This window comes from Paractinoplanes aksuensis (assembly GCF_024137025.1).
In the GTDB taxonomy this organism is placed as follows: domain Bacteria; phylum Actinomycetota; class Actinomycetes; order Mycobacteriales; family Micromonosporaceae; genus Actinoplanes; species Actinoplanes aksuensis.
On sequence record NZ_JAMYJR010000023.1, the window covers coordinates 168,631 to 181,617 of the forward strand.

8 protein-coding genes and 2 pseudogenes are annotated in these 12,987 nt (G+C 73.5%); 5 read left to right on the forward strand and 5 right to left on the reverse strand.

All coding sequences use genetic code 11. From position 1 onward, the window contains the following. The first annotated feature begins 8 nt into the window (after positions 1–8). Together M1L60_RS21610 and M1L60_RS21615 are read left to right on the forward strand one after the other, a co-directional pair. Complete coding sequence (locus tag M1L60_RS21610) at positions 9–1,073, forward strand: lytic polysaccharide monooxygenase auxiliary activity family 9 protein (protein WP_253239272.1); 1,065 nt, start codon at positions 9–11, stop codon at positions 1,071–1,073. Positions 1,074–1,481: 408 nt separating this feature from the next. Then, a pseudogene (locus tag M1L60_RS21615) lies at positions 1,482–1,796 on the forward strand (hypothetical protein); the annotation flags it as partial. Positions 1,797–1,863: 67 nt separating this feature from the next. Here the strand turns inward: M1L60_RS21615 and M1L60_RS21620 are convergent. Together M1L60_RS21620 and M1L60_RS21625 are read right to left on the reverse strand one after the other, a co-directional pair. Continuing rightward, on the reverse strand, positions 1,864–2,739 hold the full coding sequence (locus tag M1L60_RS21620) for a glycoside hydrolase family 88 protein (RefSeq protein ID WP_253239273.1): 876 nt from the start codon (positions 2,737–2,739) through the stop codon (positions 1,864–1,866). A gap of 97 nt (positions 2,740–2,836) precedes the next feature. After that, positions 2,837–3,781 carry a ribose-phosphate diphosphokinase gene (locus tag M1L60_RS21625; RefSeq protein ID WP_253239274.1) on the reverse strand — a complete coding sequence of 315 codons (945 nt, stop codon included), beginning with the start codon at positions 3,779–3,781 and terminating at the stop codon, positions 2,837–2,839. Between the two features lie 67 nt (positions 3,782–3,848). Here M1L60_RS21625 and M1L60_RS21630 point away from each other — a divergent pair, with 67 nt between their 5' ends. From M1L60_RS21630 to M1L60_RS21640, 3 genes and pseudogenes are all read left to right on the forward strand, one after another. After that, positions 3,849–4,691 carry an ABC transporter ATP-binding protein gene (locus M1L60_RS21630; RefSeq protein ID WP_253239275.1) on the forward strand — a complete coding sequence of 281 codons (843 nt, stop codon included), beginning with the start codon at positions 3,849–3,851 and terminating at the stop codon, positions 4,689–4,691. 2 nt (positions 4,692–4,693) lie between these two features. After that, positions 4,694–4,971 (forward strand): annotated as a pseudogene (locus M1L60_RS21635) (ATP-binding cassette domain-containing protein); the annotation flags it as partial. Positions 4,972–5,032: 61 nt separating this feature from the next. After that, positions 5,033–5,878, forward strand: a complete 846-nt coding sequence (locus M1L60_RS21640; RefSeq protein ID WP_253239276.1) for a hypothetical protein — start codon at positions 5,033–5,035, stop codon at positions 5,876–5,878. 455 nt (positions 5,879–6,333) lie between these two features. Here M1L60_RS21640 and M1L60_RS21645 read toward each other — a convergent pair whose 3' ends face one another. Genes M1L60_RS21645 through M1L60_RS21655 form a run of 3 tightly spaced genes read right to left on the reverse strand, consistent with a single transcriptional unit; the run spans position 6,334 to position 12,985 of the window. Further along, complete coding sequence (locus tag M1L60_RS21645) at positions 6,334–6,987, reverse strand: ABC transporter ATP-binding protein (RefSeq protein WP_253239277.1); 654 nt, start codon at positions 6,985–6,987, stop codon at positions 6,334–6,336. An 11-nt stretch (positions 6,988–6,998) separates the two neighbouring features. Further along, complete coding sequence (locus M1L60_RS21650) at positions 6,999–9,968, reverse strand: ABC transporter permease family protein (RefSeq protein ID WP_253239278.1); 2,970 nt, start codon at positions 9,966–9,968, stop codon at positions 6,999–7,001. Further along, positions 9,965–12,985: an FtsX-like permease family protein gene (locus M1L60_RS21655; RefSeq protein ID WP_253239279.1), complete on the reverse strand. Its 3,021-nt coding sequence runs from the start codon at positions 12,983–12,985 to the stop codon at positions 9,965–9,967. Before M1L60_RS21655 ends, M1L60_RS21650 begins: the two co-directional genes overlap by 4 nt. Positions 12,986–12,987 lie beyond the last annotated feature (2 nt).

Below are 12,987 nucleotides of genomic sequence, written 5' to 3' on the forward strand. Positions count from 1 at the left end.
ATGCCCTCATGAAACGAAGAGTTCTCTTCAGCGCGGCCGCCGGCCTGCTGCTCGCCGCCCTCACCGTCCTGTTCGCGCCGGTCTCCCCCGCGAACGCGCACGGCAACGTCACCGGCCCCTCCTCGCGCAACTACGGCTGCTTCGAGCGCTGGGGCAGCAAGTTCCAGGACCCGGCCATGGCCACCGAGGACCCCATGTGCTGGCAGGCCTGGCAGGCCAACCCGAGCGCCATGTGGAACTGGAACGGCCTGTTCCGCGAGAACGTCGCCGGCAACCACCAGGGCGCGATCCCGGACGGCCAGCTCTGCAGCGGCGGTCGTACCGAAAGCGGCCGTTACAACGCCATGGACACCATCGGCGACTGGAAAGCGACCAACGTCGGCAACAGCTTCAACGTCAAGCTGTTCGACGGCGCCCGGCACGGCGCCGACTACATCTGGGTGTACGTCTCGAAGCCCGGCTTCAACCCGACCACCCAGGCCCTGAAGTGGTCGGACCTCGACCGCGTCTCGCAGATCGGCAACACGCCGGCCGCGCAGTGGACCCAGCGCTCCGACGGTGTCGAGATCGACATCCCGGTGTCGGTCTCGGGCCGCAGCGGACGGGCCATGGTCTACACGATCTGGCAGGCCAGCCACCTCGACCAGTCCTACTACTTCTGCAGCGACGTGAACTTCGGCGGCACCACCACACCCCCGACCACGCCGCCGACGACTCCCCCGACGACCCCGCCCACCACGCCGCCGACCACCCCGCCGACCACTCCCCCGGCTTCCGGGGCGTGCTCCGCGACGTACGCGACCAGCAGCCAGTGGTCGGGCGGCTTCCAGGGCGAGGTCAAGGTGACCGCGGGCGCGGCCGCCATCAAGGGCTGGACGGTGACCCTGACCTACGGCAGCGCACCGTCAGTGAGTCAGTCCTGGAACTCCACGGTCACCGCGAGCGGCAACGCGCTGGTCGCCAAGAACGTGGCCTACAACGGTGCTTTGCCCGCCGCGGGCACGGCCGGCTTCGGCTTCATCGGCTCCGGCACGGCCTCGACCCCGACGGTGACCTGCGCCGCCACCACCTGACCACCGCCGGCCTATAGCGCCGGACATTCCCAGCCGTTACAGTCGTATGGGAGCGCTCCCAACATACGTCCCCGCGAAAGGAGCCCAGCTCAACCCGGCGGAAGACCCTGAACGAACGGGGGACGGAGTCCTGCCCTCCCCGTCCCCCGTCCCACCCCTGGCCGAATTCCTACGACGCCGGTCCTGGCTTCGACCCGGCGGCATCTCCCGCGATTTCTGCGGCGCTGTTCGACCCGGCGGTAGGTCCCCCAAGGCCGCCAGGAGGCTGACGCGCGCCTTCAACGGTGGCGTGGTCACCATCCTCACCGGCGCTGTCATGCGCTTTGACGCGGCATTGCCGAACACCGAGGTGAGGCTCGGGAACTGTTCGACATCCTCACCCGGCACGGCCGGATCCTGGCCGTGGCCGACCGCCGCTCGGGCACCAGCATCCGCGAGGAACACTCGCCCAAGGGCGGCAATGAGCAGCTGAAATGCGCGTTCCTCCGGTCCGCGTTCGCGGCGCTGTCCGATCCGCCCAGCCGGGCCTGCTACGACCGCGAACGGGCTGAAGGCAGGAAACACAACGCAGCCCCTGTCTGCCTGGCACGGCGCCGCGTCGACGTCCTGCACGCCATGCTCCGCACCTCAACGCCCCATCAGCACAAACCAGCGGAAAAGCTCGCCCTCGCAGGGACACCCCCGGGGCCATCCCGAACCCCCTCCCTCCCGGGGCAGGGATGAGCCTAGGACTTGATCAGCGGAGGGCTGAAGTTGTCCACAATCCGGTGCTGTCCACAGGGTGGGCGGGTCAGGGGTGTGGTGGCGGGGGTGTGGCGGCTACCGTCGCGAGCAGGTGGAAGGCCTGGGCTTCGGGGGAGGTGCCGGGGTGGTCGAAGGTTGGTGTGCCGCAGGCGTTCTGCACCAGGCCGTGGTTGTCGACCTCGGCGGTGGCGGCGGCCAGCAGGTCGTGGCCCAGTGTGGCGTACTCGGGTGGCAGCCAGCCGTCGGTGGCGCCGGTCAGGGCGGCGTAGGCGAACATCTGCGCGGCGTTCGACTCGCGGAACGTGGCCGGGTCGTCGAGCACGTCGTGGAACAGGCCGTCGGGGCGGCGCAGGGGCAGGCACGCGTCGAGCACCTCGCGTGCGTGGGCGGGCAGGTCGGTCTCCAGCAGGGCGGGGGCCAGGCGTACGGCGCGGGCGATACCGGCTACGACCCAGCCGTTTCCGCCGCCCCAATGGGCCGGGCGAACCGGCGAGATCGCCGAGTAGAGGCCGTCGCGGCACAGATGTCGCCGATGGCCGTGGACCTGGCGTACGGCCTCGTCCAGCTCGCCGCTCAGCGCCAGGAACGGCACCACCATGTAGACCGTGTCCGCCCATACCTGGGACGAGCCGAGCACGTGGCAAATCGTTCCGTCGGTCGTACGCGGGGCAGCGCCGAGCAGGAAGTCGAGCTGGCGCCGGGCGGCGTCCGTGAAGCCGGCCCGGACGACCGCCTCCCCGCACGCCGCGCCGTTGACCGCGTTGTCGTCGGGGCCACCCAGCCGCCCGTCCGGCGCCTGTCGCGCCACCGCCGACTCGGCCATCAGGTGGGCCAGGTCGTCGCGCCCCAGGTCGAGGGCCGCTTGTGAGGCGACTCCCTGCTCCCAGCTCTGCCGCTGCATCGCGAGCAGCGCATCGAGCACCCGCCCCACCCGATCGGCACCCCCGCCCGTACCGAAAGAGGCGCCCGGACGGGAGGAGGCGCCCGGACCGGAAGCAGCGCCCGGACCAGAGGGAATGTCAGGCGTCATGGAACAGGGCGCTGACCGACTCGCCGTTGTGGATGCGGCGCATCGCTTCGGCCAGGGCCGGGGCGACCGACAGGATGGTCAGCTTCTCGGTGTGGTTGGTGGCCGGGATCGGGACCGTGTTGGTACAGACGATCTCTTCGATCTCTTTCTCGGCCGAGAGGCGCTGCACCGCGTCGGCCGCGAACAAGCCGTGGGTGCAAGCCACCCGTACGCTGCGGGCGTTGCGCTCCCGCAGCCGGTCGAGGAGTTCGAAGACCGTGCTGCCCTTGGCGATCTCGTCGTCCAGCACGATCACGTCCTTGTCGGCCACGTCGCCGATCACCGTGCTGATGACCACCTTGTCGTCGGCGTAGCGCTGCTTGGCGCCGGCCGCGACGCCGATGCCGAGCAGCCGGGCGAACGCCGCCGCCTCCTTGGCGTTGCCCAGGTCGGGTGAGACGACCACGGCGTTGCTCAGGTCGTAGCGGCGGAAGTGGCGGGCCAGCTCTTGCAGCGCGTGCAGGTGGTCGACCGGGATGTTGAAGAAGCCGTGCACCTGCGGCGAGTGCAGCGTCATGGCCAGCACCCGGTCGGCGCCGGCCGTGGTCAGCAGGTCGGCCACCAGGCGCCCGCCGATGCTGATGCGCGGCGCGTCCTTCTTGTCACTGCGGGCGTACGCGTAATGCGGCAGCACCACCGTGATGCGCCCGGCCGAAGCGCCGCGGGCCGCGTTCAGCATGAACAGCAGTTCGACCAGGTTCTCTTGCACGGGTGGGACGAGCGGCTGGATCAGGTAGACGTCCCGTTCGCGGCAGTTGGCCTGCAGTTGCACCTCGATGCAGTCGTTGGCGAAGCGGGAGGTGCGGATCGGCAGCAGCGGCACTCCGAGGTGGTCGCAGATCTCGGCGGCCAGGGCAGGATGGGCGGATCCGGAGAAAACGGCGATGTCGCGCACGGTCACACCCTAAAATGCCCGGCCCACGGGGACGAAACGCGGCCCCGGGAAACGCTAGGTTGGCACCATGAACGGACTCGCTGTCGCCTGCCGGCGCGTGGTGCACATCTACCGGGCCGAGGCGGGCGATGTGGTCGCGCTGGCCGGGGTCGACCTGTCGATCGCTCCGGGTGAGACCATCGCGCTGGTCGGCCCGTCCGGGTCGGGCAAGTCGACGCTGATCGCGTTGCTGGCCGGGCTGATGCGCCCGTCGGCCGGGCGGATCAACATCGGCACCTACGACATGGGCAAGCTCTCCGACGGCGAGATCTCCCGCCTGCGGGGTACGGAGATCGGGGTCGTCCTGCAGGGGGCGGCCCGCAACCTGCTGCCGTACGCGTCGCTGCACCGCAACATCTGGCTGGCCCAGCGCCGGGCGGCCCACACCCGCGGCATCACCCTCGATGACCCCGACCGCATCCTCGACCTGGTCGGCCTGCCCGGTCAGGGCCGTCAGCGCCTGGCCGACCTCACCCCCGGCGGCCGTCAGCGGGCCGCGCTGGCCGTCGGCATCGCCACCGGCCCCGGCCTGCTGCTGGTCGACGAGCCGACGAGCCGTCTCGACACCGCCGGCCGCGACGAGGTCCTCGCGGCGATGGAGACGGTCAACGCCGAACGCCAGACCACGATCGTGGTCGTCACCCACGACAACGAGGTCGGCGCCCGGCTGGGCCGCGCGGTGACCATCCGCGACGGCCGGGTCGGCGCCGAGGGCCGCGACGGGCAGGACTTCGCCGTGGTCGCCGGTGACGGCACTGTGCAGCTGCCGCCCGAAGTGCTCGGCTCGTACCCGCCGGGCACGCTGTTCACCGTGCAGCACATCGACGGCGAGGTCACCCTGGTGCCGGGCGGAACGGAATCCGTGGTCTGACCATGACGCCCGCCCTGCGCCTGACCGGCCTGCGCAAGGCCTTCGGCGACAGGGTCGCGGTCGACGACGTCGACCTGGTCGTGCCGCCGGGCTCGTTCTTCGGGCTGGTCGGGCCGAACGGCGCGGGCAAGACGACGGCCCTGTCGATGGCGGTGGGCCTGCTCCGCCCCGGCGGCGGCCGGTCCGAGGTGTACGGGCACGACGTGTGGTCCGATCCGGTCGGGCCAAGGCGTTGCTGGGTGTGCTGCCCGACGGCCTGGCCCTGCCCGAACGGCTCACTCGCTCGAGGCGACCTTCGTCCGGCTGGCCGGCGGTGACGCGCACACCCGGACGGGTCTGTCGTGGCTCTCGTCCTGATCCGGATGAAGCTGGCCGTCCTGAGCAACTCGATGACCGGCGGCCAGGCGGCCTGGATGGTCGTGGGCGCGGTCCTGGGCCTGGCCGCGGCGGCGGCGACGATCGGGCTGGCCTTCGCCGGTGACGCGGGCGATCTGCTGGCCGGCGCCGCAGTCTTGTGGCTGCTCGGCTGGGTCGCCTGCCCGCTGCTGGGCGGCTCGGCGGTGTTGCGCCCCGGCCATTTCGCCCTGCTGCCACTACCCCGGCGACGGCTGGCGGCCGGGCTGCTCGCGGTGGCCCTCGTCGGTGTCCCCGGGGTGGTCACGGCCGTCGCTTTCCTCGGCCTGGTCCCGTACGGGCTGAGGCTCGGGCCGGGGGCCGGGCTCACCGCCGTGCCGGCCGCGGCGCTCACGCTGATCCTCGTGGCGCTCGCATGGTGGCTGGGCCGCGCCGCCCACACCCGCCTCACCGCCCGTGGCCCCGAAATGCTGACCCACTTGCGTACGGGCAAAGCCCCCACCCCCACCACAGCGACGCCCCCGCCCGACACCCGCCCGTGGCCCCAGATCATCGTTTACCTGACCCTCGGCACGATCCTGCTGTTCCCGCAGGGCCTGGTGCCCACCATCTTCCTACTCACCGGAGTAGAAGCCCGAGTCTGGTTCCTGGCCATGTACCTGCCCACCGGCTGGGGCACCCCGGTCGCCGCCCTCTTCGTCGTGACCGGCGCCCTGATCTGGCTCAAGCCTTCCGCACAGCCCGAAGTTGAGGCATCCGACGCCGACGCAGCTCAGCCGATCGCGTGCTCGAGTTGCTGCGCCGGATCAGAGCGGCCGGCCCAGGACCTCTGACCGCTCCGATTGAGCGAGCAGACCCAGCATGGGTGAAACCTCGCGCATCTCGATCGCGTCGACGTTCAGACCAGTCAGGACTCGATGCAGTCCCGGCACGTCGCCGTCGTCGGTCAGGCGTTGCCAGCGGTCCAGATTTCGCGCGTGAGGCTGCCCACGCACGGCTTTCCGCAGGCGTGTTCCACCTCTTCCGTCCCGGACGTCACGCGGTCGGGCCCGGCCACGGAACAGATGAGGGCTGCCCCCGGCTCGCAGGCGCTATGAGTGGTCCGGGATCGGCCGATCGCGGCGATCCGAGGTCGAGTCCGCTGATGGAGGTCCGTCTCCCGGAGGCGGCGGCCACATCTCACCCCAATCCGGTGCGCGGGGTGGGGTTGATCGCGCTGGAAGCTCCAAGTCCACTCCGCCCAGCTGCGAGAACCGCTCGGCCAGCGCGGCGAACAGCTCGGGCCGCGTCACGGGCGGACCCAGGTGGCTTCGCCGTCGCCCAGGTGTAGTTCGCGGTCGCAGGCCGCTGCCGCTTCCGGGTCGTGGGTGGCGAAGACGACGGCGGCGCCGCGGGTCGCTTCGGCTCGTAGCAGTTCCATGACCTTCTGGCGGTTGGCTGCGTCGAGTTCGCTCGTGATCTCGTCGGCCAGCAGGATGTCGCCCTGCAGGGCCAGGCCGCGGGCGATCGCCGTGCGCTGCTGCTGGCCGCCCGACAGTTCCTCGATCAGCTGATTGGCCTGGCCGGACAGGCCCAGCGGTTCCAGCGCCTCGGCCGTGCGCCGCCGGGCCTCGGCCGCGGTGCCGCCGGTCGCGATGACCGCGACCGAGATGTTCTCGGCCGCGGTCAGGATCGCCGCCAGGCCGTTGTCTTGCGGGATCAGCACCACGCCCAGCTTCACCGCCTGGTCGCGGTCGGTCAGCTTCTCGCCGTCGACCAGCACCTCGCCCCGGGCCGGGGTGAGCAGGCCGGCCATCGCGCTGAGCAGCGTGGTCTTGCCCGCGCCGGACGTGCCGGTGACAGCCAGGATCTGGCCCGGCCGGGCCTCGACGGTGACGCCGCGCAGCACCGTCAGGTCGGCGTCCCAGGCCAGGTCGGCGTCCACAACGCTGAGTGTCTTCATGTGGTGATCCTTCATCGGGGCGTGATGCGACGGCGGAGGTCCCGGCCCGTGGCCAGGGCCACCGTGGCCAACAGTAGGAGGACGAGCACTGTCGTGCCGATCAGGACCAGCACCCGGGGCCAGGCCGGCAACGGCAGGTCGGCCGGGTTGACGCCGGCCAGCGGCAGCGCCCACCCGGTGGCCGCCCAGCCGACTACCGCGGTGGCCATGCCGGTGACGGCCGCGATGCCGACCAGGGCCGGATAGGTCCACAGGGTGGCCCGGCTCGTCGCCGCGCGGCGCAGGCCCTGCACGCGCAGGGCCGACAGGTCCTCGACCCGGCGGCTCCGGTCGACCGCGGCCGCCAGCACCAGCGCGAACGCGCCCAGCAGCACGGCCAGGCCGCCCGCGATCAGGTGGAACCACAGCGACAGAGCCGGGCCCTGCTCGTCGAGCTGGCGCCGCACCTGGTCGGCCCGGGAGTCGGCCCGGATGGTCAGGCCCTCGGCGGTCAGCCGCTCGGCGATGTCGGCGGGGGCGCGGTCGTTGAGCCACACCTCGGGCACCAGGGCCGGAGCGCCGTCGATGGCGAACCGGTCGGCGTATTCGAGGTCGACCAGCGTGGCGTTGCGCCCGACCCGCGGCACGGCGGGCAGCCCTTCGACCTCGGTCACCGACATGGGCTTGCCGTCGAGACCGGTGAGCACGGCCCCGGGCGAGGAGCTCCCGGCGTACGCGATGGGAAGGGGGTAGGGCGTGTCGAGCGGGTGGAGCCAGGCGCCCTCGGGCAAGCCGTTCGGCGCGTCCAGGGTGATGCGCAGGCCGTCGGGCGCCGAGCTGACCGTGCCGTACCGGGGCATGCGCCACAGGGTCGCGCCCAGCGACGAGACCGTTATCGAGCTCGTCACGCCGGTCACGTTGCCGTTGACCATCAGCTGCAAGCCGTTGATGCGGCAGCCCTCGGCGCATGCGGGGACCTTCTGCACGTAGTCGTGCCGGCCCTCCCCCAGGTCGCCCAGCTGCACCAGCGTGTCGCCGCGCCCGCCCAGCGACGACAGCGCAACGTTGAGCCGCACCTCCTTGCCCTTCACGACGCCGGTCGCGGTGGCCCGGACGGCCAGCTCCGACCCCTTGATCACCGGGGCCGGCGGCGCCTCGGGGCGCAGCGCCCGCACCACCGCAGCGACCGGCGGGGCGTCGTCGGGCCAGGTCGCGACGGCCGCGAGCCGGGTCGTGTCGGCGGCCAGGCCGAGCGGTTCGAGGCCGGTGCTGTTGCGCAGCCGCACGGTGGCCATCGCGAACTCGCCCTCGGGATCGACCTGCCGGACCACGTGCAGCAGGCGGCTGCGGTGGACCGGGGACACCTCGAGCACCCGGGCCGCGCCGACGCCGAGCTCGGCCTGCACGACCCGGCCCCGGGCGGCCACGTCGATCGCGCAGGCCGCGTAGCCGGCCACGGCCACGGTCGCGACCAGCAGGGCGAACAGCCGCTGGGCGCCGGGACGGCGGGAGAGCTGGAAGCCGGCCAGCGCCGGGGCGAGCCGGCCCGCGGCCAGGGCCCGGGACGCGTACCGGGTGACCAGCGGCAGCAAAGCGCGCGCGGCCAGCAGGGCGAGGGCGAGCATGACGAACGCGGGTGCGAGCAGGCCGACGCCGCTGAGCGATCCCCCCGAGACGGCCAGCTGCACCGCCGCCACGACGGCCAGCAGGATCACCACGGCCTCGACGGCGAGCGCGCGCGGCCCGTTGGCGGCCACCGGGTTGCGCCGCAGCAGGGTGGCGACCGGGCTGAGCAGCTGGCGGCGCTGGGCCAGCACGGCCGCACCGACGGCGGCCAGCGCGGCGAAGGGCGCGTACCGCAGGGAGGCCCAGCCCTCCTCGATGCCGACGCCGGGGAAGCGGGCCGCGGCCACCGCGTTGACCAGCAGTTGCCCGGCCAGGCAGCCGGCCACCGCACCGGCCAGGATGGCCACCAGGCTCTCGCCGGTCGCCAGCCACCAGCGGTTCCACCACCGCGAGCCGCGCAGGGCCACGATCGCGAGCTCGGACTGGCGGCCCTGGGTGCCGTAGCCGACGGCCAGGAAGATACTGAAGCAGGCCAGCAGCACCAGCGGCACCGCGAGCACCGGCACCAGCAGGTGGGCGGCCGCGCGGCCCGACTCGATCCGGTCGAGCAGGGCCGGGATGGCCGTGTCGACCTGCAGATTGGGGCCGATCTCGGTGGCCTTGCGGGTGAGCGCGAGCAGGCCGGTGCGCAACTCGTCGAGCCGGTCGGGGTTGAGCGCGCCCGGCCCGGCCAGCCCGTCGATGGACAGGTCGGTCAGCCCGTGCTCGATCGTCTCGAACGTGTTGGCGTCGGTGAAGACCGGCTCGGCCGGCCCCAGCCCGGCCAGCGACGTGAAGTAGCCGTGCGTGCCCCAGTAGACGTCAGCCGGGTCGTCGACCTCGTAGACGCCGGCCACGACCAGTCGCTCAGGGGCGCCGTCCTTCTTCCAGTACGGGTCGACCGGGTCGTCCTCCATCACCGCGTTCATCAGCGTGACCGGGTCGCCCGCCCGCACCCCGGCCCGCTCGGCCGTCCGCGCCCCGACGATGACGTCGTCCTCGCCGACCAGGCAGCGGCCGCTGACGATCCGCACGTGGGCGCAGACGTCCTGCCGGAACACGACCCGGCTGGGATAGGCGACGCTCTTCTCGAGCCCGATGACCGGGTACGACGAGCTGTAGACGTAGCTGAAGCCGGGCAGCTCGACCAGGGCCGCGCCGACGTCGGCGAAGCCGGGCCCGCCGGTCTGGATCCGGGCGTCCTGGGCGCCGGCGATGACCAGGCTGCGCTCGCCGGGAGTGGCCGTCTCGATCTGGCCCGCCGCGATGGCCCGGTCGGTCGCGGTCAGGTAGGCCGGCGAGGCGACGGCCGCGGCCACCGCGAACATCGCCAGCAGCGCGAGCGTGACGGCCTGCCCGCGCCTGGTCCACACCATGGCCAGCACCAGCGACATCATCGGGCGCTCACCCCGTCGCGCAGCCGGCGCACCAGCGGGAGCACCGAGAGCCAGCCGACCAGCCCGAGCACGATCAGCGCGACCAGCCCGGCCAGCCCGACCGCGGTCCAGCCCAGAGCGCCCGGCGGCGGCAGCACGTCCCACTTGTCGGTGAACCCGCGCACGGCCACCCGGGCCACCGGATTCGCGATCGCCGCCGCCATCAACCCGACGGCCGGCCCGGTCAGGATCAAGACCCAGGTTCCCGCGTACGCCGTCCCGACCGCAGCCTTCAGCGGCAGCCCCTGCAACCGCAGCGCCCGCAGTTGCTCGAGCCGCGCGCGCCGGTCGACGGCGCCCGCCACGGCGACGGTCGCGGCCGCCAGCAGCAGCCCGACCACGCCGCCGAGCAGCCCGAAGCGGGCGATCGCCGAGGGCGCCTGCTCGGCCAGCCGGGCCGATCGGCGGGCCGCGGAGTCCTCCCCGCTGACGACCAGCCCGGCCCCCCGCAGCGCGGTCACCACCTCGGGTCCGGCCTCGGGGGCCAGCCAGACCTGGAACTCGCCGGGCTGGTTGACGTCGCCGCCGATCCGGCGCGCGGTCTCGAGGTCGACGAGCACCCCGGCCCGGCCGATCACCGGCAGCACCGCGGTGGCGCCGTCGACCCGCACCGGGACCGGCTGACCGTCGAACGTGGTCAGCGCGGGCTCGCCGAACCGCCAGCCGGTCGGCGGCGACCCGGCCAGCACGACCGGCGGTGGCAGGGCGCTGTCCACGGCGTACACCTGGATGCCGATGTCGGGGGTGCCGGCCCTGTTCTCGTCGCGCGCGATGCGCAGGGCGCCGTCGGCGGCGACGATGTCGAGCGCCGCGCCGGTGGTCTCGGGCCGCCAGCGGGCGATGTCGCCGAGCTCGTCCGGCCCGAGCACGGCGGCCGCCGGGCTCTGCTGGGTCAGCCCGCGCAGGGTCACCGCGCTGCCGGCGTCGGCCGGGGGCAGGTAGCCGTTCGGCGCGGGCGGGCTGCTCAGCTGCCAGCGCAGGATGCGGCAGCCGGGTGCCTCGCTGCACCCGGTGACCGGCGCGGTGACGGTCTGCTCGCCCGCGCGCAACGGGCCGAACCGCACCTGGACCGGGGCGCCCGTGCCCTCGTGCTGCAGAGTTAGCCCGACCGCGACCGGGCGCCGGCTCTCGTTGCCCAGCCGCAGGCTGAGCCGCTCGCCGGTGATCGCGGGCGCGGGCTTCGGACCGGGGCTCTCGGCGGTGGCGGCGGCGAGCAACCCCACCGGCCCGTACGCGGGCTGCCAGCGCGCCACCGCGGCCAGCCGCGCGCTGTCGACCGCGAGCACGGGCGGATCACTCGACCGGTCGACGACCACGGCCATGGCCCGGCGGCCCTCGGGATCGGCCCGGCGGACGGCCGCGAGCAGCGTGGTGCGGTTGGCCGCCTGCACGCTGAGCACCCGCTCGGCCCCCAGCTCGGCCGTGCTGCGCTCGTTCCGGGCCCGGTTGTCGCCCAGGGTCAGGCCCAGGGTCGTGGTGAACAGGGCCACCGCCACCACGACCAGCGCGAACACCCGGTCGCTGCCGGGCTGCCGGGACACCTGCACCGCCGTGAGGCCGAGCCGCAACCGGCCCGTACGCAGGGCGGCACCCCCACCCCGGTCGGCCACCCGCCCCAGCAGCCGGGCCAGCAGCACCGCCACGGCCAGCGCGACCAGGGCCGGCGCGGCCGCCGCGAGTCCGCTGCCCGGGGCGCTCGACCGGGCCTGATAGACGGCGGCCACCGCGACCGCGATCAGCAGCAGGTCGGTCAGCCCGGCCCGCCAGTCCCCGCGGCCGGCGCCGACCGCGCGCAGCAACTCGGCCACCGGTCGGCGCAGGGCCACGGCCTCGATCGCGGCCAGCACGGCCAGCCCGCCCAGCAGCACCGCCCCGGCCGCCGCCAGCGACAACAGCAACGCCTCGCGCTGTTGCCCCTCGGCCTCGACCGGACCGGCCAGCCACCGGGCCAGCAGATACCCCGACGGCAGCCCGATCAGCGCGCCCACGGTCAACGGCAGCAGATGCTGGCCCCAGGCCAGGCGCAACATGGCGAACCGGGTGCTGCCGCGGAGCTTGAGCAGGGCGGCGTCGCCGCGCCGGTCGCGCCCGGTGTACCGGCCGGCCAGCCCGATCGCGAACCACGTCAGCACCAGCGTCTGCCCCATCGCCAGCACCACGCCGAGCCGGATCTCGGTGCGGTCGCGCTCGATGGCCGCCAGCAGCGGACCGGACGCGTTGACCAGGCGCAGGCCCGAGGCCGCGGCCTTGTATTGCGCCTCGCGCAGCACCGCGCCGAGCGGGAAACCGCCCTCGCCGCGCAGCAACTCGTCGGGCAGGATCAGGTCGAAGGTGGCGGTCGGCCGGGCCAGCGCCGCGGTCTCGAACGTCGCGAGCGGGGTGAAGGCCGGGTCGAGCCCGCGGTCGGCCCGGAAGAGCGCGTTGCTCCAGTACAGGCTGCTCGGGTCGGCGTACGTGAACAGCGCGACCACGGTCAGCGTCACCGGCGGCGAGTTCGGGGAATCGCGCAGGGTCAACCGGTCGCCGGGCCGCACACCGAGCTGCTCGGCCGCCGTGACGCTGATCGCGGTCTGCCCGGCCGTCGCGGGGCAGGGGCCGTCGAGGCGTACGTGGGCACAGAAGTCGTCGCGGAAGGCCACGCTCATGGTCGTGGCGACGCCGTCGGTGTCGACGGCGAGCGGCAGCGCGAGCCCGGTGACCGGGTCACCGACCGGCAGGGACAACTGGCCCCGCATCACCGCTTCGAGCTCGGCCAGGGCGCCCTGCGGGTCGCCGTCGGTGTCCGAGATCTGCTGCGCCGACACGGTGCGCTGGAAGGCCGGGGCGGCGGCCACGTCGGCCGCGGCGGCCCGGTTGATGCTCGCGTAGGCGAACCACGGCCCGGCCGCGGCCACCGCCGAGGCCAGCACGGTGAGCACCAGGACGGTCAGCACCTGGGCGGTGCGCGTCCGCACCGCACCCCAGATGAGCCCGATCATGC

What these genes read in the sequence shown, in the direction of transcription:
- M1L60_RS21655 (WP_253239279.1), bottom strand. Translation starts at nt 12,985, where the DNA reads ATGATCGGGCTCATCTGGGGTGCGGTGCGGACGCGCACCGCCCAGGTG.
- M1L60_RS21610 (WP_253239272.1), top strand. Translation starts at nt 9, where the DNA reads ATGAAACGAAGAGTTCTCTTCAGCGCGGCCGCCGGCCTGCTGCTCGCC.
- M1L60_RS21630 (WP_253239275.1), top strand. Translation starts at nt 3,849, where the DNA reads ATGAACGGACTCGCTGTCGCCTGCCGGCGCGTGGTGCACATCTACCGG.
- M1L60_RS21650 (WP_253239278.1), bottom strand. Translation starts at nt 9,968, where the DNA reads ATGATGTCGCTGGTGCTGGCCATGGTGTGGACCAGGCGCGGGCAGGCC.
- M1L60_RS21645 (WP_253239277.1), bottom strand. Translation starts at nt 6,987, where the DNA reads ATGAAGACACTCAGCGTTGTGGACGCCGACCTGGCCTGGGACGCCGAC.